We start from the raw sequence: 21,444 nt of genomic DNA on the forward strand, positions 1-21,444 counted from the left end.
GGAGGGAGATTTAATGAGTACAATGAAGAATATTTTGATAGCGGATGATAACGAGGAGATAAGAGAAATAGTCCGCGTTTTATTAGAGAGTGAGAGCTATAATGTAATAGAAGCTGTAGATGGTGAAGATGCTGTAATTAAAGTTGATGAAAGCATAGATTTAATCATACTTGATATAATGATGCCTAGAAAATCTGGATTTAAAGCATGCGTAGAAATTCGTGAAAAAACAAGTGCTCCTATTTTGTTTTTAACTGCTAAAACTCAAGATTCGGATAAGTGCATGGGATTTTCTGTGGGAAGTGATGATTATCTATCAAAGCCTTTTTCATATACCGAATTAGTTTCAAGAGTTAAAGCGCTGCTTAGAAGGTATTATGTATACAAAGGAAAGGATAGAATTGAGTCAACGGATCTTATTAATATAAATGGATTAACAATAAATACAACTTCAAAAGAAGTATCAATAGATGAGAAAGAAGTTACACTGACAGATATTGAGTATAACATCTTGCTGTTAATGGCACAGCATCGAAAAAAAGTATTTTCAGCACAAAATTTATATGAAAGTGTTTGGAAGGAACCTTATTTTTATTCCTGTAATAATACGATTATGGTACATATAAGAAACCTGAGAAGAAAATTGGAAAAGGACCCAGAGAACCCTAAATATATAAAAACAGTATGGGGAAAGGGGTATAGGATTGAATAAGAACTTTTTATGCACCAAACTAGAGATTAAATTAATTCTATGCCTAATATTTTCATTTGCTATATCTGTTGCTATGTTCTTTCTATTACAAACAATAGGGGAAAGTATATTAGATAATCATTTTAATAAAATATCTTTTATGGACAACCAAAAAAATCAAGCCATATCCGATTTTAGAAGATATGTATTAGATAACAATTTGACAATAAATGATCATGATGAAATAACAAAATGGGTTCGTAAAGAGAAATACGTAAATCTTTATATCTATAAGGACAATAAGTTAGTTTACGATTCTAATAGGAACAATTCAACTATCGGTTATGAAGAATATCAGGAAAGTCCAATAATTTTGCCAAGCAAAAACCTTTATGATATTGCATTTACTGATACGAATGCAAAAATGTATATGGAATGCTTTTTTGAGTACAAGTATTATTATATTGTAAGCTTTTTTGGCATTACAATTTCCTTTTTTTGCTTTATAACAATTATGTTATTTTTCATAAAAAGAAAAACAACCTACATTGGAATGCTTGAGAGTGAAATAAAAATACTTGAAGGTGGCAATTTAACTCATGAAATTACCATTAAAGGGAATGATGAACTTTCTTCTTTGGCTCAAGGCATTAATGAGATGAGAAAATCCTTTATAGTAAGATTGGAAAGTGAAGATAAAGCAAGGTTAGCAAATAGCGAGCTGATTACAGCAATGTCACATGATTTAAGAACACCTCTCACAGTATTAGTAGGATATTTAGATATTATAGAATACAAAAAATATAAGACCGATGAGAATTTGAGACAGTATATTCATAATAGTAGAGAAAAGGCATATCAAATCAAATGTCTTTCTGATAAGTTATTTCAATACTTTACGGTGTTTAATACTAGTGATGAAGATTTAGAATTAGAGACCTTTGATGGAAATGAACTTTTAGATCAACTACTTGGAGAACAAATTTTTATATTGGAAGATAAGGGGTTTGATTTTCAAATTAATTCTTGTAACATGCCTTTTCTTATAGAAGTAAATTTAATTTCGATACGCAGAGTTTTTGATAATATTTTCTCTAACATCACTAAATATGCGGATAAATCCAAGCCAGTTAAAATTAAATACTATATTAAAAATCAATTGCTATTTGTTCATATTGAAAATCAAATAAATAATAATTTAAAAACAGTAAGCAGCACAGGAATTGGTATGAAAACCTGTGAAAAAATTATACAAAGGCATAAGGGGGAAATTGTTATTACAAAAACGGAAAATACCTTTGCTGTCCAGATTAGCTTAGCTATCTTTGGTGAAAATCTAGGAGTTTTTTAGCGGGAGGTTCAATAAGATTCGCCTCCACCATACATATCTACGACCGCCTGTAAGTGGCTTAAATAGCTGCCTACAGGTGGTTTTGTTTTTTCACAAGTGAGAGTAGTTCCACCAAATGAGTATTATGATTTATAGAGAGAACTAAGTTTTTATATTTATTACATCAATGCCTAGATTATATGTTGATAAAAAATGTGAAAAATGTAGAATTTTTAAATTTATCATTAGTTTTACATGATATAGATAGAATGATGTAGTATCATAACCAGTTAAGTGGTAATAAAATAGAAAAAAATATAAAATATTGTAATATAATTAAAAATATGATATAATTAGGCGGAAAAAGTCACAAATTAGATTTTGAATGGATATAATTATATGAAAAATATAAGGACTAATGAATATATTAAATTTGGACTTGCTATGGTCTTACTATATTTTTTTTTGATATAATTGGCATTGGATGTCCTGTTAAATTTTTAACTGGCATTTCATGTGCTGGTTGTGGAATGACTAGGGCATGGATTTGTTTAGTTCATTTAGATATTAAAGGGGCATTTTACTATCATCCATTATTTTTTTTGCCCTTAATTTATTTCTTTCTATTTTTAATTAGAGATAAAATATCACATAAAATGTTTAATTGTATAATAGTTATTGGAATAGCGTTATTTATAACAATATACATATATAGACTTTTAAATCCGGATGGTATTGTTATTAATATAAATATTGAAAAAGGTTTTATATACAGACTTTTTAAATTTTTACAAGGTGGGGGACTTTAATGATTAATACAAATAGAGGACTTGGAAAATACATATTATTTAGTATTTTAACTTTAGGAATATATAGTTACTGGTTTATTTATAAGTTAGCTGAAGATGTTAATATAATGTGTAATGGAGATGGAAAGAAAACAGGTGGACTTTTAAGATTTATTTTATTATCTATAATTACATGCGGGATTTATGCATGGTTCTGGTATTATAATATTGGTAATAGGTTAGCTGAGAATGCGCCGCGTTATAATTTGCATTTTTCTGAAAATGGAACATCAGTACTTATGTGGATGATATTTGGTGTTTTTTTATGCGGAATAGGTCCTTTTGTTGCAATGCATATTCTAATTAAGAATACAAATGCAATAGCATTCGCATATAATGCACATAAAGTTCAATAATAACCATTTTTTAAAAATAGGTTTTAACTTTAAAATAATAAGAATTAAATTATTGTAAATGGCTAATGTACCGGATTCATTAGTCATTTTTTATCTATTTAATAAGGAAATTAATTATGTAACCATTTTGTCTATAGTATCATGTTTATTACCTATGTGAAATTTTATTAATATAACTCCACCAATGAAACCCTCCACTAATTTAATTAATCGAGGGTTTTTCCCTATGTATAAGTTTAGAATTGTTCAGAGTGAACCGTAACTGATATAAGGTATACTTTCCGTCTAATTAGCTCATTAATTTGTGGTTGATCTAGAACTGTATCCATATTAAACATGTTTAGAGCAAGTTTTTCTGTGGTAAGAAAATTATAATTCAAGGCTTGGTGTTATCCATTATTTATTTTTTGGAAACTACAATATGGGAACTACTTAAGTTTTGTTTGTACGAAACTTAGATAACTAGAATTTATATAATTTAGCAGTGTAAAAGTAAACTTGTAAGAAGATTATATGAAGGCAATACTTTAAATTAATTTTAAATTTCAGTATAATATTTTAAGAAGTAATAAGGTAAAAATTAAAATAAGAATATTAACTAATTGGTTTTAAATGGAGAGAAGAGATGACAGATTATTATAAAGTATTAGGTGTAGAAAAAAATGCATCAAAAGAAGAAATAAAAGAAGCTTATGAAAAGCAAGTAGAAAAAATTAAAAAAGAAGTAGTTAATGAAAAACGACTTAATGAATTTTTGAAGTTGTTTCATCAGGCATATGAAGCTTTAAACAGTTTAGAGGAAAGTCCACTAATGGATAAAAATCAAACATTAATTATGCAACCACAAGAAGTAGAAAGAGAACTAGGGGGTAATAATAAAAGTAAAAATTCTATAAGCAAAGGAAGAAGTGCTAGTACAAAAAAGAATGATTTTACTCCAAAAGAAGTTTCAAAAAACAAAGATAAGAAAAATAAATTGAATGATAATAAAGAAGAAAATGCTAGAAAACAAAAATCGGTTAAAAGTCAAAAAAGTAATACTAAACAAGTATTTGATTTGCTTATGTTGCCATTTAAGATATTAGCTTTACCATTAATAGCGATATTATCAGTAATAATATTATTATGCCAGATTATAAATGTAGTTTCATGGATAGCATCTAAATTATTAATTGTTGGGGCTATATCTGTAGGAGCGATACACTTATATCAGGTTAAATTAGGACAAGCTATAAATTATAATATATTAATTTTGGCTGCTTTAGTGTTATTATCATCATTCTTTTTACCATATGTCTTAAGGTTTGTGTTAAAAGTTTTTAAAAAATTAAATAATGTATTAAAAGATTTTGTTTTTTAGAATATTTATAAAGAAGTCACAAAAGTTAAGTGATTATAATGAAGCTATCTTAAGTTTATTTGCAGCCATATTGTTCAAGGAAGATATATGCATTTAAAGGGGAGGATGGAGAGTTTTTTTGTTTTTATAAGCAATTATTAAAAAGAGAATACATTTTGAATAATATATAAGTACAAATTATGTAATAATTATTATGTTAATTTAAGATGATTAAAAATATAAAAGATGAATTTGAAAAAGATATGTATATAATGTATAATTAATTTAAATTTCAATATAGTTAAATTTGACTTATATAAGTTCATAATTGGTTGAACGTTTCTACCAACTACCATAATAGTTGATTATAAGTTAATTCTTTTGATGGAGTTAACTTATAATCAACTATTATGGTAGTTTTTTGTGTGAATTAAAAGTGTTATTATTTAAGAAAAATAGTAAAATAGGAGGATTTTATGTTAATTAAAAATATTACACTAATAGATGAAAATTATGATGTTATAAAAGATACTAATATAGTTATAGAAGAAAATATAATAAGTTATATAGGTAAAGAAATGCCTGAAAATTATACTGGTTATATTTATGATGGAAAGAATAAGGTTGCAGCTCCAGGATTCATTAATACACATTGTCATGTATCAATGACTTTAATCAGAGGATATGGGGAAGGCCTACCACTCGATAGGTGGTTAAGTGAAAAAATATGGCCATTTGAATCATTTCTTACAGATGAAGACTGCTATTATGGATCGTTATTAGGAATTTCAGAAATGCTTAAAAGTGGAGTAGTGTCTTTTAATGATATGTATTTCAATTTAGAAGGAATATCAAAAGCTATTTATGAAACAGGAATTAAAGCTAATCTGTCATATGGTTATGCTGATATTGAAGGCAGAAAAGATTATTTTAATGGAAATGCTTATAAAGAAACAACAATGTTAAATGAGTATATAAAAAATATTAATACTGACAGAATCAAAGCTGATGTTTCAATCCATGCTGTATATACTTCTTGTGAAGATTCAGTTAGAAAAATTTCTAAATATTGTAATGGCACGGATATGAATATGCATATTCATTTATCTGAAACAGAACTGGAAATAAAAGAATGTAAAAAAAGGTTTGGTGTGACTCCAGTAGAATATTTTTTAAATTGCGGAACTTTCAAAAGTAATACAATAGCAGCACATTGTGTTCATCTTGAAGAGGATGATTTTGATATACTTAAAGAAAATAATGTTACAGTAGCTCATTGTCCAAGCAGTAATTTAAAACTTGGAAGTGGGATAGCTCCTTTAAAATCTATGTTGGAACATGAAATAAATGTAACTATTGGAACAGATGGTGCAGCAAGTAATAATAATTTAAATATGATAGAAGAGGTTAATCTTGCGGCTTTATTACATAAAGGAATTAATCAAGATCCATTATTGTTAAGTACAAAAGAAATTATGAAAATTTCTTCTTTAAATGGTGCTAGAGCTCAAGGTAGAAAAGATTGTGGATCAATAAAGGTGGGAAATAGAGCAGACATTGTAATTTACGATTTTGACAAACCTCATATGCAACCTGTACATGATGTTTTAGCAAATTTAATTTATTCTGCACAATCAGATGATATATGTCTTACTATAATAGATGGAAATATAGTATATAAAGATGGAATTTTTACAAATATAGATATGGAAAAAGTTTATTATAATGTAAATAGGATAAAAAATGAAAAATTAAAAATGATAAATCAACTATAAAAAGAAAGAGTTTTACGATTTGTACTTTATAGCCCTGATATCTTGTTACTTTCAATTTATTGGTTCTAATAAGTTAGGATTTTATCAACGTAATTATTAATAATATGGCGGCATATAAATTAGTGTACAAGATATTTAAGGGGGGACTGCTTATGTTCAAGCTTCATCAAGTTAAGATGAAGAAATCAGTTATTGCACTTCTATGTGCCATGCTAATGATTTTGGGGCAAATGTCTTTTAGCTCCAATAATAGTGTACAAGCGAAAAATAATGGTACGGCTAAAAATGTTATTATGCTTATACCGGATGGTACTAGTATAGAGGCTATAACTATAGCTAGGTGGTACAATGGGGGTAAACCACTTGCAATGGATGAGATAGCAGTAGGTCTTACAAGAACATATTGGGATAATGGACCTATAACTGACTCTGCACCAGGTGGAACTGCTTATTCAATAGGTTATAAAACTGATGATAAGCACGTTGGAGTATTACCTGATGATAGGCCAGCAGCAACCTTGCTTGAGGCTGCTAAATTAGAAGGAAAAGCTACAGGTGCAGTTGTTACTTGCGAAATGATGCATGCAACTCCTGCAGATTTTACTGCTCATGATCCAGACAGAAACAATTATAATTCACTTATGAAACAGCAGATTTATAATGGTATGGATGTAATGCTGGGTGGAGGAGATGTATTTTTTACACCAGCTGCTGATGGAAAAAGAAAAGATGGAAAGGATTTAAGAGAGACAATAAAGAGTCTTGGTTATAACTATGTAACTACTAAAGAAGGAATGATGAAATCGAGTTCTCCAAAACTATGGGGAGCATTTGCACCAAAGGATTTAAAATATGATATTGATCGTAAAACTACTAATTCAGACCAACCGAGTCTTGCAGAAATGACTAAGAAAGCTATAGAAGTATTATCAAAGGATAATGATGGCTTTGTTCTTTTGGTAGAAGGAAGTAAAGTAGATTGGGCAGCTCATGCTAATGATCCTACTGGACTTGCTGGAGATATTGTAGCTTTTGATGAAGCTGTAAAGGTGGCATTGGATTTTGCCAAGAAAGATGGTAATACTGTTGTAGTGTCTTCTGCTGACCATGGCACTGGCGGACCTACTGTAGGCGGTATAAATAGTAATTACTCAAGTGTAACTTTTAAGGAAAGTATCGATAATCTTAAATCGGCAAAAGCCTCTTTAGACTTGGCAAAGGAGTTATTAAATGGAGCAGATGATGTAAAAATTAAAAAGGTTTTGAAGGATTATTATGGTATAGAGAACCTTACGAATGATGAAATGGAACTTATCAAGAAAGGTTCTGTTAATAAGGTAGTGAGCAATAGAGCCAATATATGCTGGGCTTATGGAGGACACGTAGGTGGAGATGTAGCTTTATTTAACTATGCTCCAGTTGGTGTTGAAAAACTTCAAGGTGTAGTTGAGAACACTGACGTAGGAAAATATATGGCGAGAGTTTTGGGACTTAATCTTGACCAGACAACTAAGAAGCTATTTGTAAATGCAAAGGAGGCCTTCCAGGAGGCTGGAGCAAAGGCAACAATAGATGCTTCAGATACAGATAATCCAGTGATTAAGGTAACAAAGGGAAACAAAACACTTGAACTCCTTGGTTACACTAATATAGCAAAGTTAAATGGAAAAGAAATCAAGCTTGAAGGCGTAACGGTATGCAATAAGACTAAGGATGGTTATAGTATTGATAGCTCTTATGTATCAAAGCAGGCTGTAGAGCTCATAAAGTAGTTAGTTTCTAAAAAATATATCAAACTTTAGCTCAATGCATTCATATGTGTGGTATGTATGGAAAAGAATTGGCAAATTGTATTTCTATGATGTTAGGTATGAAATAGGATTTTAATTTTTAACGAAAAGACTTGTGGCTAAAGTTATCACAAGTCTTTTTTATTTGCCTATATTAGAATTAAATACGTAACATTTTTCTTAAATTAATATAGTTTATTTAAACTTTAGTTTTACTAATTGATTCTGTAAGTATATATAAATTGTATCCTCTGTAATTGAAATCTTATCAATATTCTTTAAACTAATATAAATTCCATGAAAGTCATAGTAATTTCTTTCACCATTTTTACTTATTAGCCTAAGTGTTCTTCCATGAGGCTCATCTAACAACTCATAATCAAACTGGTCAATACAGTAAACTGTGTCAAGCTCATATGCGTTTACTATAGCTACCAAATTGGAATTTTTTATATTATCTAGTATTTTAAAAACATCATCTAATGTAATTTGCTTCATAACTTCTATCCCCTCTTTATAGTAGTGCTGGTTTCTATATTTTCATGCTTAATATTTCTCCTGGTAAGCCATCTATTTCACATATTTTATCTGAGGCAAATCCATTATTAATCAAAATTTTTCGAGAAGGAATATTGTTAGGGTCTATAATCGCAGTAATTCTGTTTAGTTGCTTTTCTTCCTTTGCTTTCTTAACCAGAAGTCGAGCAACTTCATTACCAATTCCCTTACCCCAATACTCAGGCAATAACATATATCCAAGTTCTGCTTCTTTAGAATTCATTTCTTCAACCTTCAATTTAGCTAAACCAATAAAATTATTAGTTTTTAATTCGGTTACTTTAAAGCTGCCAAAGGATTTGTGCAATTCATTGTTATCCAAAAGCGAATTATAATTTCCTCTCGCTTCATCTAAAGGAATTGCTCGTTCAGTAATCATTGCCATTACCTCTTCGCTGCCAACTAATTTATAATATTTATCAAAATCCTCAGCAGTAAATTTTTCTAAGTATACTTTTTCCCTCATTATTCTCTTTACCCCCCATTTAATAGTGATTATAGTATATCATAATTTTAAGAATTATGTAAAAATGACTAAGGGTTGGGATTTATACATCTAATTTCAGCTTTAAAAGAAGGACTGTTACTATAGATTCGGTAAATAAATTTGCCTACCAGAACTTGACATAATTGGTCTATAGTAATAGACTGTTAATAAGTTAGTTTGTAATTATAGACCAAAGGGAGAATATTATGGATAAATTTAATCTTTGCGAAAGTGAATACCGTTTTGCAAATATTGTTTGGGAAAATGAGCCAGTAGGCTCAGGAGAGCTTGTAAAGCTTTGCAACGAAAAGCTTGGATGGAAGAAATCTACAACTTATACAGTCTTAAAAAAGCTATGCCAGAGAGAAATATTAAGGAATCAAGACTCCATTGTTACTGCTATTATAAAAAGAGAACAAGTGCAGAAATTTGAGAGTGAGCAGTTTTTAGAAAAAACCTTTGGTGGATCACTGCCTCAATTTATTGCAAGCTTTATGAGTGGTAAAAAGCTGTTAAAGACTGATGCTGAGGAATTGAAGAAGCTTATTGATAGCTATAAGGAGGAGTAGTGATGGAGCAAGAGAATAATACAAAAAGTCGTATAAAAAACGTATTGAAATATAAAAAGCCGGCTTTCTGGATCTTAATTTTAGGTGTGGTTACAATTATTGTTATAGGCATAGGACTTGTTTCTAATCCAATTAATAAAAAAGCTGAGACCTCAGGGATAATTTCAGAAAGTGAAAAACTACAGAAAGGGTCAGGAGGAGAAGTTCCAAATTCTAAAAATGCTTCTGTTCCACCTAAAAAGGAACCGTCACTTTTAGTAGAGGAAAATTTAAAGGTTATTTTATCCTCGCCACAAACATCCTCCAATCCAGATGACTATATTGAGGCTCATATAAAAGAGTATCGAGATATATTAAAATATGGTGGAGACGATGCACTAAATTATATGTTGTTACAATTTAAAAATGGAAATGTTAAAAATGATTTGCGTGGTCAGATTATTATGAGACTTTGTATAGCTCAATTAGGGCAAAGAACTAATGTAGAAGATGAAAAATTATTGCCTACGGAATGGTATTCAAAGTTGAAAATAAAAAAAGAAACTAGACTGCCTGATTTTTCTTATAGTGGCACTGACCCTATTGAAAAGTTGGTATATGAAACTGAAATGGAGAAGAATCAAAATATAAAAAATGACAGAACTTTTCTTGTTGTAGCACCTCATATTCATGGAAAATATGAAGAAGGAAATAAGCTGAAAATATTTGTTACCACTTATGCGTCCACCTATCAGCTTTTTGATAAAACAATAAATGATCAAACAGGCGCCATAACTCCTGTTGCAATAACTTACATTAAAAATGCAGATGGTACTTATAAATTAGATAAATATGAACAGGCTAAGGATGGTGATGAGTGTGCTCCATCAATTAAAGCCTTTTGCACTATGCCTGTATCAGGGAAAAAAATACGAGGACTTTCAGATAAAATTCTGGGTTACCACGATTATGAAGATATAATTAAACTAAATGAAGATAATTTAGCTAAACACCTAAAAGCAAATGGGCAAACAGGCATATCAATAAGAAAAAAAGGCAAAATAATTCAACTGACATAGTAATAATTTAGAGAAGGGCTGTGAGAATGTGTCACATATTTCAAATAGAGAAGCCTATAAGAGGTTAGAGGAAAGAATTAATAGATTTCCACAGGGAGCACCACCGTCAAAAACCTTATATAAGATATTAAGTATGCTCTTTACTGAAAAGGAAGCTGAACTTGTAGCAATGCTCCCTATTAAGCCCTTTACAGTTAAAACCGCAAGTCATATTTGGAAAATGGATGAAGTTCAAACTGAAAACATTCTCCAAAAACTTGCTTCAAGAGCTATACTTCTAGATGTTGATTATGATGAGAAAAAAGGATATTGCCTTCCGCCTCCAATGATTGGTTTTTTTGAATTTTCTCTTATGAGAACTAGAGATGATATTGATCAAAAAACTTTATCTGAACTTTATTTTCAATATTTAAATGTAGAAGAGGACTTTATTAAAGATTTATTTTTGGGCACTGAAACAAGGTTTGGAAAAGTTTTTGTACAGGAGGGTGTTCTTTCAAATCAAAATCAACTAGAGATAATGGATTATGATAGGGCTAGTAATGTAATTAAAAATGCCAAATTTATAACTGCGAGTATGTGCTTTTGCAGACATAAGATGGAGCATCTAGGGAAAGCTTGCAGTGCTCCGATGGATGTTTGTTTAACCTTTGGAGACAGTGCATATACCCTAAGTAAACATGGCTATGGTAGAGCAATAGAGGCAGCTGAAGGTTTGGAAATATTAAATATAGCATATGATTATAATTTAGTACAATGTGGCGAGAATGTTAGGGATGGATCAGTATTTCTTTGCAACTGTTGTGGTTGCTGCTGTGAAGGTATGCAGGCAATTAAACAATTTGGATACTTAAATCCTATTCAGACTACTGCATTTCTGCCACAAGTTGTAGAGGATAGCTGTATAGGCTGCGGTAAATGTTCAAGGGCATGTCCAATAGATGCTATAAAGGTTGATCCTCTATCTAAAAAAGCCAAAGTTGATGAAAATATATGCCTTGGCTGTGGCATATGTGTTAGAAATTGTCATAAAAAAAGCATATATCTTAAGCATAGAGAAAAGGAAATAATAACTCCAGCTAATACAACTCACAGGATAGTGCTGCAAGCTATTGAAAAAGGTCAGCTTCAAGAGCTTATTTTCGATAATAAGGCATTGTTTAGTCATAGAGCTATGGCAGCGGTTTTATCAGCCATTTTAAAGCTTCCGCCTATTAAGCGAGCTATGGCAAGCAAACAAATGAAATCAATATACTTAGATAAATTATTAAGTAAAAATTATTAGGAATAAAATTTAAAATATGCACTATATTTTCTATTCCTGAAATTAGTGCGCTAATACCTTTTAAAATAGTGATACCTAAAAGCAGCTAAATATTAAATACAATTTAAAATAATGAATAATGAACCGTACCACAAGTAACGGAGGTTTTTTGTGATAAGTATTGGTGGACTTACAGATGTGAAGTAAGTCCTTGATACAGATAAAAGGAATATTCCGAAGTAAATAAAAAAATATCTCCACAAAATATAAATAAAGAGTGTAAAATAGTCTGTGTAAACTTCAGAAGATTATATAATAAATTATCAGGAATGAAGGGAGCATAGACTATGTCTTTTCCAACATATTTCTATATTTTTGCAAATAAAACTATAATTAATCCTTATGTTGATATAATATGATAAGTAACTTACTTTTGTTAAGCGAGTATGATATAATAGTAATAGGTGGTGACTGTATATGGAAAAATATCATATGTGTCCAAAGTTTGAAAATGCTTTTGAATTATTAGGAAAGAGATGGACTGGATTAATTATAAGAACATTATTAAGTGGACAAAAGCGATTTTCTGATATAGCAGAGGCAATTCCGAATATGAGTGCTCGTATCCTTACAGAGAGATTCAAGGAGCTGGAGAAGGAAGGAATTGTTAATAGAAAGGTTTATCCAGAAACCCCTGTTCGTATAGAGTATGAACTTACAGAAAAAGGACATGAACTACAAGTTGTTATGGATGAAATTCAAAAATGGGCAGAAAAATGGAGCTAAATAAATAATATGAAGAACTTTCTATCAATCTTAGAAGGTTCTTTATTTTTTATCTATATAAAAGATGTAAGGTTAAGAGTAACTCTAAATAATTATTAAGAAATCTCTTGACTAATTGTAATTCATATGTAATAATTAATTTAAATTTTGTTACTAAAAGTAAGTTGGTAAAATAAGTTTCGTAAATAAATATATACAAGTAAATGAAATTATTTTTGTAGTGAATTTTATTTAAACTTTAAGTTAAAATTGTAAAAAATAATTAAGAGGAGAGATGTAGAATGTTAAGAAAGATAGAAAGCAAAAATATGGGTAGTAGCAATCTTGGTTGGTTAAGAAGTAAATTTCACTTTTCCTTTGCTGAATATTACAATCCAGATAATATAAACTTTGGAGTTTTAAGAGTAATAAATGATGATTTAGTTGAGGCTGGTACTGGATTCGATACTCACCCTCATAGAGATATGGAGATAATATCCTACGTAGTTAATGGTGAGCTTACACATGGAGACAGTATGGGAAATAAAAATACTATAACACGTGGTCATGTTCAGTACATGAGTGCAGGAACAGGAGTGTTTCATAGTGAGCATAATCTAGGAAAAGATATATTAAGATTCTTACAAATATGGATTTTCCCTGATAAACAAGGGTATAAACGAAACTATGGAGACTATAGATTTAACTGGGATGATAGACGTAATAAATGGCTTCATATGGTTTCAAGCAAAGATGGGAATGCACCGATAAAAATAAATCAGGATATGAATATTTATTCCTTAGAACTTGAAAAAGATAAAGAGATTGACTTTCAAGTAAAGGAAGGAAGACAGGCATATTTAGTTCAAATAGAAGGAAATTCAATAATAAATAATATTGAATTAGCTAATAGAGATGGAATGGAAATAGTTGAAGAAGATATTTTAATTAAAGCAAAGGAAACTTCTCATATTTTAATTTTAGAAATGAATAAACAAGACTAATAGTTTTTAAATCATATTAAATGATATTGAACACGGATATATTAATTTTTTTTAATGATAAAATGATTGCAGAAGATAAGATTACTTAAATATTAAATATCATTAATACTGCACCTTTAGCTAGGATCACTCTGATGATTGTCAGGGTGATCCTTTAATTTATCATTCTTTTAATAATTACAGAAAGTTTTTTTAATCCTTCTTCCATATCTTGATTTGATGCATAAGAATAAGAAAGACGGATACAATTATTTTTCCTAAAACTATATATATAACCAGGATTAATTAATACATTCTCTTTAAGTGCTTGATTAAAAACCTTTTCTATAGATAAAGACTTATTTAACTTCAGCCATATATAAAAACCGCCTTTAGGAATATTCCAAGTTGCAATATCAGAAAAATATAAATCAAGTAAATGAAGCATAAAAGAACATCTTTCCTTTAGTTGCTTTCTAAATGTCTGAATATGCATATCATATAGTCCGCTATGAAACCACTCTGTCATTACCCATTGAGATAAAGAACTTGCACCATAGTCAGTTTGCATTTTTATGTCTCCAAGACGTTCAACAATAGATTCAGGTCCTATTACCCATCCAATTCTAAAGCCTGGTGCTAGTGATTTAGATACACTTCCAAGGTAAAGTACGTTTCCTGTGGTATCTATTGTTTTAATCGGAAAGGGAGGAGCATCATCAAAATACAATTCCCTATAAACATCATCCTCAATGATTGGCAGTTGATTTAATTTACACCACCTAAGTAATTCACTTCGCCTATTTTCACTCATAGTAATTCCTGTTGGATTATGAAATGTAGGAATTGTATATAATATAGATTTTCCCTTTTCCAATATAGTATCATCAATCGTCCAAGGCATTAGACCATCTTTATCCATTGGAACATTTCTCATTGTAATACCTGAAAAGTCAAAAACTCTCAATGATTTAATATATGATGGGTCTTCTACAAAAACAACAGATTTTGGTCCTAGTATACTGAGTGAAATAAGCTGTAGAGCTTGAAGTGATCCTGATACTATTAAAACTTGAGATGGTTCTACCTGTAAATTAAACTTTTTAAGATACTTACATAATTCAACTCTAAGTTCATAAAGACCAAGTGACTCTAAATAATTATAAGAAATATTCTTATCAGATACTCTTTTAATAACATCAGCCATCATATCATGAGGAAATTGGTTTGGTGACATTTCTCCTGTTCCAAGACGAATCATTGGTTGAATAAATTCAAATTTATTGATAGCCTGTATTGTTGGATTATTGGGCCTATGTATTCCATGTTCTATATAATTTTTCCAATCCGGCGTACTGCTCGCAATAAGAAGTGACCATGTATTATTTATTATAGTTGTGCCTTTACCAAAGGATGAGTCAATAATACCAAGTGATGCGAGTTCAGATAGAGACTCAACTATTGTGCTTCTGTTTACTTCAAATAATTCGGCCATTTTACGTTGAGATGGAAGCTTTTGACCAACTAACCAATCGCCTTTTGCAATACGTTCTTTAAGGTATCCAATTATTTGCTTTGTTAAAGTAATATCTGAATTTTTATCTGGTTTCCAGTCTATTATAACTTTTTTATTTAATTTAGTATTCATAAACTACTCCTTTAAATAATTTGGATGGATGATAAATTTTTTTTGGTTGGATAATTTAAAGCCATTATATTGTATTATTATTATAAATTCAAGAAAGGAATGGTGGAAAAATGAAATTAAGAGATTTTAAATTAGAAGTATTTTTTGGAAAACATGAGTTTTCTGCACCATATTTACTTACACAATCAGACTGTGCTTCAATGAGTATAAAAGAATTGCTTGCTTATGAACCAGGTGCTGAAGAAGAATTTTTAAATGAATCGCTTGGATATACTGAAGTAGCTGGAAGTCCATATTTTAGAGAAACTATATCAAATTTATATACAACAATTAGTGCTGAAGAAATTATTGTTCATGTAGGAGCTCAAGAGCCAATATTCAATTTTATGAACGTCCTATTAGAAAAAGATGATCATGTAGTATGCCAATTTCCGATTTATCAATCATTATTTGAAGTTGCAAATTCAATAGGATGTGAAGTTTCAAGATGGACAATGGAACAAGCTAATGATGGTTGGGCAATTGATATAGATAAACTGGAAAGCATGATAAAACCAAATACTAAACTTATATGCTTAAATAGTCCTAATAATCCGACTGGTTACACTTTAAAAAAAGAAGAGATTGAAAAAATAGTTGAAATAGCAAGAAGATATGATTTATATGTTTTCTGTGATGAAGTTTATAAAGGTGTTGAATTAGACGGAATAAAGCGTCCATGTTTTGCAGATTGCTATGAAAAAGGTATATCTCTTGGCGTTATGTCTAAGGCATATGGTTTAGCAGGGTTAAGACTTGGATGGATTGCTACAAAAGATCATGAGATTATTGAAAAAATGATAAAAATGAAGCATTACACAAGTATTTGTACAAGTGGTCCATCTGAATATCTTTCCATGATTGCTCTTAAACATAGCGATGAAATTCTTAACAAGAATAGAAGTATAATTGAATCAAACCTTAAAATATCTGATAAATTCTTTAGTAAACATTCAAGCCTTTTTAAATATAACAGACCAATGGCAGGGCCAGTAGCCTTTCATAAAATGAATATACAAATGCCAATCCATGATTTCTGCGAAACTCTTGTTGCAGAAAAAGGTGTACTTTTACTACCATCAAGTATATATGCTTTTAAAGGGCAATACTTCAGAATGGGATATGGAAGAGCAAATTTTGAAGAAAGTCTTTTAAAATTTGAAGAATATTTACAAGAAAAGAAATATGTTTAGGTGATCAAAATGGAAACTCTTATTTTATTAAAGCAAGATGTAAGCAAACTATTAAACATGAAAGATGCAATTACTTCTGTTGAACAAGCATATATAGAATATAGCAGCAATAAGGTTATTCAACCACCTATTGTGTCAATTGATGATACTGAACATAACGGAGAACTTGATATAAAGACTTGTTATTCAAAATCTCAAAAGATTATTAGTATTAAATGTGCATCTGGCTATTGGGATAATCCAAAGCAACATAATTTACCAACGCTATTAGCTACAATTCAGCTACTTGATGGAATTACAGGTTATCCACTATGTATAATGGATGGCAGCTTAATTACCGGATATAGAACTGGAGCTGCTGGTGGATTATCTGCTCGTCTTTTAGCAAGAAAGGATTCTAAAAAAGTAGCTATTATTGGAGCGGGAAATCAAGCACGTATGGAACTTAAAGCCATACGTGAAGTAATTGATATTGAATCTGTAAAAGTGTGGGATACTAATACTAAATTACTGAAAGCATATAAGGAGGAAGTCTCTAAATCACTTAATTTAATTGTTGAGACATGTGAAACTGCAAAAGATGCTGTAGTCGGCGCAGATATTATTGTAACTGTTACACCTAGCAAAAATATGATTGTTAAAGATGAATGGATAAAGGACGGTACTCATATAATTGCCATTGGAGCCGATATGAAAGGCAAACAAGAAATTGATCCTAAAATATTTAGCCGTGCTAAAATTTATGTTGATTCAAAAGCTCAATGTATTGAACGTGGCGAAACACAGAACCCAATTGAATCAGAGGATATTAAAATTTCAGACATATATGCAGAATTAGGTGAAGTACTTTTAGGTAATAAAGAAGGAAGAATAAACCCTTCTGAAATTACTATCTTTGATTCAACTGGTATGGGCATTCAAGATAATACTTTGGCTACTTTAATCTATAAAAAAGCATTGTCTTTAAATATTGGAACAAGAATAAATTTGTTTACAGAGGCTTGATTATTAGCAAAATATAAATAGCATTTATAATTTTATACAAGACATATGGAGGAATTGATATGAAAAAATTTATAGTTGAAGATGAATTTTGGGAAGTTTTCCCGGAAGCGAAAATAGGTGTAGTAATTTGTGAAGATATAGATAACTCCATAGGAGATGTAGAAAAGTTTAAAGAACTGCTGCTGCAAGCAGAGAAAAAAGCTCAAACTCATTTAAATAAAGAGGAGTTTAGCAGCAATAATGTAATTCAAATATGGAGAGATGCCTATAAAAAATTTAAAACCAAGAAAGGTGCTAGGTCATCAATTGAAGCATTATTAAAAAGAGTGCATAATGGTAATCATATAGGAAATATAAATCCATTAGTTGATATCTATAACTCTATATCTCTTAGTTATGGATTTCCATGTGGAGGAGAAGATATTGATAAATTTGCAGGGGATATTAGATTAACAAAAGCAAAAGGGAATGAAGAATTTATTGCGCTGGGAAGCGATGAAAATAATCCACCTTATGAAGGAGAAATAGTATACAAGGATGATGATGGAGCGATATGCAGATGTTTTAATTGGAGGGAGTCAGTTAGAACCATGCTTACTGAGAATACAAAGAATGCATTCCTATGTATTGAACTTATTGATGAGAGTAGACAGGAAGATTTTGAAAAAGCCTTAAAAAAATTATCAGATTTGGTAAACAAAGATCTTGGTGGAGCAAGCAAGATACAAATATTAAATAAGGCACACAAAGAGATTTTATTAACTAAATAAATAGAGTCCTATCATAAGTAGAATAGACTTTTTGTAAACATAGAAATTATATATTAATTAACATCACAGAATTTAAAAGATTATATGATTGATTAATGAGCCTTAATTGCCAATAAAGTGGTGATTAAGGCTTTTGTTATTATATAGGAATTTTTTATTTTTTGACCTTTAAAAAATGCTCGGAACGGCTTGAAAAAACTTATGTATAGCTCAAATTAAAAATATTAACAGTAATATATTAATAGTGATTTGAAAGTAGCAATAAGGTAAAATAGAAAGAGTAGGTTTTAATGTAAAATTTGGTTTTTGTTTTATATAACAGAGTAAGGTGAAGTATGCTACATTTATTATTGGAAGTATTACCAATCTAGATTTTTATTTTGCAGAGCTAAAGTTATTAAGTAAAAAATATTAATAGTTAAATATATATGGAGGTATATTTTGAAAAATCATTTAGAGAAATTTTTGAGAATAATTTCTATAGGACTTGTAATTACAATTATACAACCCTCTAATGCAATTAAAGTTTTTGCAGAAGAAAATGAAAAAAACTTGACCATACTTTTTACTCATGATATGCACGATCATTTTCTTCCTTCTAAGGTTAAACAAAATGACAAGATTTTGCAGTTAGGTGGATATGCACAGTTGAAAAGTGCTATAGATGCCGAAAAGAAAAAAGATCCTAACTCTATATTAATAGATGCAGGAGATTTTTCTATGGGAACACTTTTTCAATCCATATATGCTAGCGATGCTCCTCAACTTAGAATGCTAGGGGAGCTGGGTTATGATGTTACAACTCTTGGAAATCATGAATTCGATTTTAGAGCGGAAGGACTTACTAAAAGCTTAAAGGCTGCAATTAAAAGTGGTGATAAGTTACCACAAATTGTGCAGGCTAACATGACATTTCCAAAAGACAAGGATGGAAATTTAACTGAATCACTTTCAAATTTGAAAGAAGCTGCTAAGGAGTATGGTGTAAAAGATTATACTGTAATAGAACGTAATGGCATCAAGATTGGTGTTTTTGGTTTGATGGGAAAAGATTCAGCTTCCAATGCACCTATGTCTGAAGTTAAGTTTACTGATGCCGCTAAAAATGCCAAAAGAGTAGTTAATATCTTAAAAGAAAAAGAAAAGGTAGACCTTATTATTTGTCTATCACATTCTGGTATAGACAAAGATAAATCAAAATCTGAAGATGAAATATTAGCAAAAAAGGTTCCAGAAATTGATGTTATAATAAGTGGACATACTCACTCAAAATTAACAGAGCCTATTGTGGTTGGAAACACTATAATTGCTTCATGTGGAGAATATGCTGAAAATTTAGGTGTTATGAAAATTTCACAAAATGAAAAAAAACACTGGAAACTTGATAGTTATAATCTTAAGCAAATAGATTCAAGTCTAGTAGAGGATACTAATATTTCCAATAAAATAAGAGGTTTTAAAAGTTTAGTACAGGAAGAGTATTTAAATAATTTTGGATTGAAATTTGATGAAGTGCTGGCAAAAACGGATTTTAATTTTACAGCTTTATCAGAAATAGGCAGTAAACATGGAGAAGAACCTTTGGGAAACCTTATTAGTGATGCTTATAGGTATGCTGTACGGAAAGCAGAAGGTTTAAATTATGATCCAGTTGATGTTGCTATTGTGCCATCAGGTACAATACGAGAGTCATTTGTAAAAGGTGACATTACTGTAGCGGATGTTTTTGCTGTAAGTTCTTTAGGAATAGGTAAGGATGGCATTGCAGGTTATCCTTTAACTTCCGCTTATCTAACTGGCAAAGAATTAAAGACAGTCTGTGAGGTAGATGCATCTATTTCACCAATAATGAGCGGTGCACAACTCTATATGTCAGGTATTAGCTATACATTTAATCCTAATAAAATGATTTTTAATAGAGTTACAAATGCCGTACTACAAAAATCAGATGGTACATATGAGAAAATAGATGACAAAAAATTATATCGTGTTGTAGCAGGTTTATATTCTGCTCAGATGCTTTCAGTTGTAGGACAAAAGTCTTTTGGATTATTAAAAATTGTTCCTAAAACTAAAGATGGTAAGCCTATCACTGATTTTGAAGCTCATATTATTAATGATAATGTTAGTGGTCATAATAATGAAGTAAAGGAATGGACAGCAATTGCAGAATATCTTAAGTCCTTTGAGAAGGTAGAGGGTGTTTCAAGGATTCCTGATTATTACAATAATCTTCAAGGCAGAAAGATTGTTGATAATAATAAAAGTAGTTATGCATTACTTAGTCATCCCAATAATATTGCCTTAGGAGTTTATGCTGTTGTTACGGTTATAGGATGCTTAATTATTTTTATTATTATAAGATTATTAAATGGAGGTATTTATAAACAGTTAAAATGATGCTCATTCATTTTAACTGTTTTTTGCATATATTTTTGATACTATTGAATTTGCCAATAGCAATCTCAGGGGCAAGTTTTTTGAAATTTATTAACTAAATTGTAAAAATAATACAAAAATTATATTGACTATTTCCGATTACAGTTGTAAACTTAAATTATAAATTACAATTGTAATCGGAGGAGGGTAATAATGTGTAAAATTCCTAAGATATCAAATGCTGAATGGGAAGTAATGAAAATAATATGGAACAATCCCCAAATTACAGCAGTGAGCATTATACAGGCACTAAAGAATAAATGTGAATGGAAACCAGCTACAGTTAAAAGTTTAATAAACAGATTATTAAATAAAAAAGTAATTGGATTTAATAAATCAGGTAATGAATATTTTTATTTTCCTTTGATATCAGAAGATGAATGTATAAAATTAGAAAGCCAATCCTTTCTAGATAGGGTATTCAATGGCTCTATGAAATCTATGTTATTGACCTTTGTTGAATCAAAAGAAATATCTGAAAGGGATATAGAAGAACTAAAAAGCATATTAAACCAATCAAATAAAAAGAAAGGTTGA

Annotated in this window: 20 protein-coding genes and 1 riboswitch; of the genes, 17 read left to right on the forward strand and 3 right to left on the reverse strand. The window is 30.0% G+C overall.

The window, feature by feature from the left end; translation table 11 throughout:
* The first annotated feature begins 22 nt into the window (after positions 1-22).
* The 7 genes from ACZ5N4_RS07015 (at position 23) to ACZ5N4_RS07045 (ending at position 8,111) form a co-directional block, all read left to right on the forward strand.
* A complete protein-coding gene (locus ACZ5N4_RS07015) occupies positions 23-712 on the forward strand; it encodes a response regulator transcription factor (RefSeq protein ID WP_464210854.1) in 690 nt (229 codons plus the stop codon).
* Positions 705-2,042, forward strand: a complete 1,338-nt coding sequence (locus ACZ5N4_RS07020) for a histidine kinase dimerization/phospho-acceptor domain-containing protein (protein ID WP_464208421.1) — start codon at positions 705-707, stop codon at positions 2,040-2,042. Before ACZ5N4_RS07015 ends, ACZ5N4_RS07020 begins: the two co-directional genes overlap by 8 nt.
* Before the next feature lie 458 nt (positions 2,043-2,500).
* Entirely contained in the window at positions 2,501-2,830 is a 330-nt protein-coding gene (locus tag ACZ5N4_RS07025; protein ID WP_464210856.1) for a DUF2752 domain-containing protein, read from the forward strand.
* On the forward strand, positions 2,830-3,225 hold the full coding sequence (locus ACZ5N4_RS07030) for a DUF4234 domain-containing protein (protein ID WP_464208423.1): 396 nt from the start codon (positions 2,830-2,832) through the stop codon (positions 3,223-3,225). Before ACZ5N4_RS07025 ends, ACZ5N4_RS07030 begins: the two co-directional genes overlap by 1 nt.
* Before the next feature lie 625 nt (positions 3,226-3,850).
* On the forward strand, positions 3,851-4,585 hold the full coding sequence (locus ACZ5N4_RS07035; RefSeq protein WP_464208425.1) for a DnaJ domain-containing protein: 735 nt from the start codon (positions 3,851-3,853) through the stop codon (positions 4,583-4,585).
* 271 nt (positions 4,586-4,856) lie between these two features.
* Positions 4,857-4,952: riboswitch (purine riboswitch) on the forward strand.
* A gap of 88 nt (positions 4,953-5,040) precedes the next feature.
* Positions 5,041-6,339 (forward strand): amidohydrolase, encoded by a 1,299-nt coding sequence (locus ACZ5N4_RS07040; RefSeq protein ID WP_464208427.1) that lies wholly within the window; start codon positions 5,041-5,043, stop codon positions 6,337-6,339.
* Between the two features lie 152 nt (positions 6,340-6,491).
* Complete coding sequence (locus tag ACZ5N4_RS07045; RefSeq protein ID WP_464208429.1) at positions 6,492-8,111, forward strand: alkaline phosphatase; 1,620 nt, start codon at positions 6,492-6,494, stop codon at positions 8,109-8,111.
* 213 nt (positions 8,112-8,324) lie between these two features.
* Here the strand turns inward: ACZ5N4_RS07045 and ACZ5N4_RS07050 are convergent, their stop codons facing one another.
* Positions 8,325-8,627, reverse strand: coding sequence for a hypothetical protein (locus ACZ5N4_RS07050; RefSeq protein ID WP_178909884.1), 303 nt, complete (start codon positions 8,625-8,627; stop codon positions 8,325-8,327).
* Positions 8,628-8,661: 34 nt separating this feature from the next.
* Positions 8,662-9,153: a GNAT family N-acetyltransferase gene (locus ACZ5N4_RS07055; protein WP_464208431.1), complete on the reverse strand. Its 492-nt coding sequence runs from the start codon at positions 9,151-9,153 to the stop codon at positions 8,662-8,664.
* A 227-nt stretch (positions 9,154-9,380) separates the two neighbouring features.
* Between ACZ5N4_RS07055 and ACZ5N4_RS07060 the strand changes: the two genes are divergently transcribed.
* From ACZ5N4_RS07060 to ACZ5N4_RS07080, 5 genes are all read left to right on the forward strand, one after another.
* On the forward strand, positions 9,381-9,743 hold the full coding sequence (locus ACZ5N4_RS07060; protein ID WP_464208433.1) for a BlaI/MecI/CopY family transcriptional regulator: 363 nt from the start codon (positions 9,381-9,383) through the stop codon (positions 9,741-9,743).
* A 2-nt stretch (positions 9,744-9,745) separates the two neighbouring features.
* Positions 9,746-10,801 (forward strand): hypothetical protein, encoded by a 1,056-nt coding sequence (locus ACZ5N4_RS07065; protein WP_464208435.1) that lies wholly within the window; start codon positions 9,746-9,748, stop codon positions 10,799-10,801.
* A 28-nt stretch (positions 10,802-10,829) separates the two neighbouring features.
* Positions 10,830-12,086: a 4Fe-4S dicluster domain-containing protein gene (locus ACZ5N4_RS07070; RefSeq protein WP_464208437.1), complete on the forward strand. Its 1,257-nt coding sequence runs from the start codon at positions 10,830-10,832 to the stop codon at positions 12,084-12,086.
* A gap of 456 nt (positions 12,087-12,542) precedes the next feature.
* Positions 12,543-12,851 carry a winged helix-turn-helix transcriptional regulator gene (locus ACZ5N4_RS07075; protein ID WP_464208438.1) on the forward strand — a complete coding sequence of 103 codons (309 nt, stop codon included), beginning with the start codon at positions 12,543-12,545 and terminating at the stop codon, positions 12,849-12,851.
* A gap of 281 nt (positions 12,852-13,132) precedes the next feature.
* Complete coding sequence (locus tag ACZ5N4_RS07080) at positions 13,133-13,834, forward strand: pirin family protein (RefSeq protein WP_464208440.1); 702 nt, start codon at positions 13,133-13,135, stop codon at positions 13,832-13,834.
* Positions 13,835-13,988: 154 nt separating this feature from the next.
* Here the strand turns inward: ACZ5N4_RS07080 and ACZ5N4_RS07085 are convergent, their stop codons facing one another.
* Positions 13,989-15,461, reverse strand: coding sequence for an aminotransferase-like domain-containing protein (locus tag ACZ5N4_RS07085; RefSeq protein ID WP_464208442.1), 1,473 nt, complete (start codon positions 15,459-15,461; stop codon positions 13,989-13,991).
* 110 nt (positions 15,462-15,571) lie between these two features.
* Here ACZ5N4_RS07085 and ACZ5N4_RS07090 point away from each other — a divergent pair, with 110 nt between their 5' ends.
* The 5 genes from ACZ5N4_RS07090 (at position 15,572) to ACZ5N4_RS07110 (ending at position 21,444) form a co-directional block, all read left to right on the forward strand.
* Positions 15,572-16,693 (forward strand): aminotransferase class I/II-fold pyridoxal phosphate-dependent enzyme, encoded by a 1,122-nt coding sequence (locus ACZ5N4_RS07090; protein WP_464208444.1) that lies wholly within the window; start codon positions 15,572-15,574, stop codon positions 16,691-16,693.
* A 9-nt stretch (positions 16,694-16,702) separates the two neighbouring features.
* A complete protein-coding gene (locus ACZ5N4_RS07095; protein WP_464208446.1) occupies positions 16,703-17,698 on the forward strand; it encodes an ornithine cyclodeaminase family protein in 996 nt (331 codons plus the stop codon).
* A 59-nt stretch (positions 17,699-17,757) separates the two neighbouring features.
* Positions 17,758-18,468 carry a B3/B4 domain-containing protein gene (locus ACZ5N4_RS07100; protein WP_464208448.1) on the forward strand — a complete coding sequence of 237 codons (711 nt, stop codon included), beginning with the start codon at positions 17,758-17,760 and terminating at the stop codon, positions 18,466-18,468.
* Positions 18,469-18,909: 441 nt separating this feature from the next.
* A complete protein-coding gene (locus tag ACZ5N4_RS07105) occupies positions 18,910-20,868 on the forward strand; it encodes a bifunctional metallophosphatase/5'-nucleotidase (RefSeq protein WP_464208450.1) in 1,959 nt (652 codons plus the stop codon).
* A 192-nt stretch (positions 20,869-21,060) separates the two neighbouring features.
* Complete coding sequence (locus ACZ5N4_RS07110; RefSeq protein ID WP_464208452.1) at positions 21,061-21,444, forward strand: BlaI/MecI/CopY family transcriptional regulator; 384 nt, start codon at positions 21,061-21,063, stop codon at positions 21,442-21,444.

It is taken from the genome of Clostridium nitrophenolicum (assembly GCF_055391695.1).

Coding starts and splice junctions, on each gene's coding strand:
- ACZ5N4_RS07045 (WP_464208429.1), top strand. CDS start 6,492: ATGTTCAAGCTTCATCAAGTTAAGATGAAGAAATCAGTTATTGCACTT.
- ACZ5N4_RS07075 (WP_464208438.1), top strand. CDS start 12,543: ATGGAAAAATATCATATGTGTCCAAAGTTTGAAAATGCTTTTGAATTA.
- ACZ5N4_RS07040 (WP_464208427.1), top strand. CDS start 5,041: ATGTTAATTAAAAATATTACACTAATAGATGAAAATTATGATGTTATA.
- ACZ5N4_RS07100 (WP_464208448.1), top strand. CDS start 17,758: ATGAAAAAATTTATAGTTGAAGATGAATTTTGGGAAGTTTTCCCGGAA.
- ACZ5N4_RS07080 (WP_464208440.1), top strand. CDS start 13,133: ATGTTAAGAAAGATAGAAAGCAAAAATATGGGTAGTAGCAATCTTGGT.
- ACZ5N4_RS07055 (WP_464208431.1), bottom strand. CDS start 9,153: ATGAGGGAAAAAGTATACTTAGAAAAATTTACTGCTGAGGATTTTGAT.
- ACZ5N4_RS07090 (WP_464208444.1), top strand. CDS start 15,572: ATGAAATTAAGAGATTTTAAATTAGAAGTATTTTTTGGAAAACATGAG.
- ACZ5N4_RS07035 (WP_464208425.1), top strand. CDS start 3,851: ATGACAGATTATTATAAAGTATTAGGTGTAGAAAAAAATGCATCAAAA.
- ACZ5N4_RS07060 (WP_464208433.1), top strand. CDS start 9,381: ATGGATAAATTTAATCTTTGCGAAAGTGAATACCGTTTTGCAAATATT.
- ACZ5N4_RS07030 (WP_464208423.1), top strand. CDS start 2,830: ATGATTAATACAAATAGAGGACTTGGAAAATACATATTATTTAGTATT.
- ACZ5N4_RS07085 (WP_464208442.1), bottom strand. CDS start 15,461: ATGAATACTAAATTAAATAAAAAAGTTATAATAGACTGGAAACCAGAT.
- ACZ5N4_RS07050 (WP_178909884.1), bottom strand. CDS start 8,627: ATGAAGCAAATTACATTAGATGATGTTTTTAAAATACTAGATAATATA.
- ACZ5N4_RS07110 (WP_464208452.1), top strand. CDS start 21,061: ATGTGTAAAATTCCTAAGATATCAAATGCTGAATGGGAAGTAATGAAA.
- ACZ5N4_RS07065 (WP_464208435.1), top strand. CDS start 9,746: ATGGAGCAAGAGAATAATACAAAAAGTCGTATAAAAAACGTATTGAAA.
- ACZ5N4_RS07015 (WP_464210854.1), top strand. CDS start 23: ATGAAGAATATTTTGATAGCGGATGATAACGAGGAGATAAGAGAAATA.
- ACZ5N4_RS07095 (WP_464208446.1), top strand. CDS start 16,703: ATGGAAACTCTTATTTTATTAAAGCAAGATGTAAGCAAACTATTAAAC.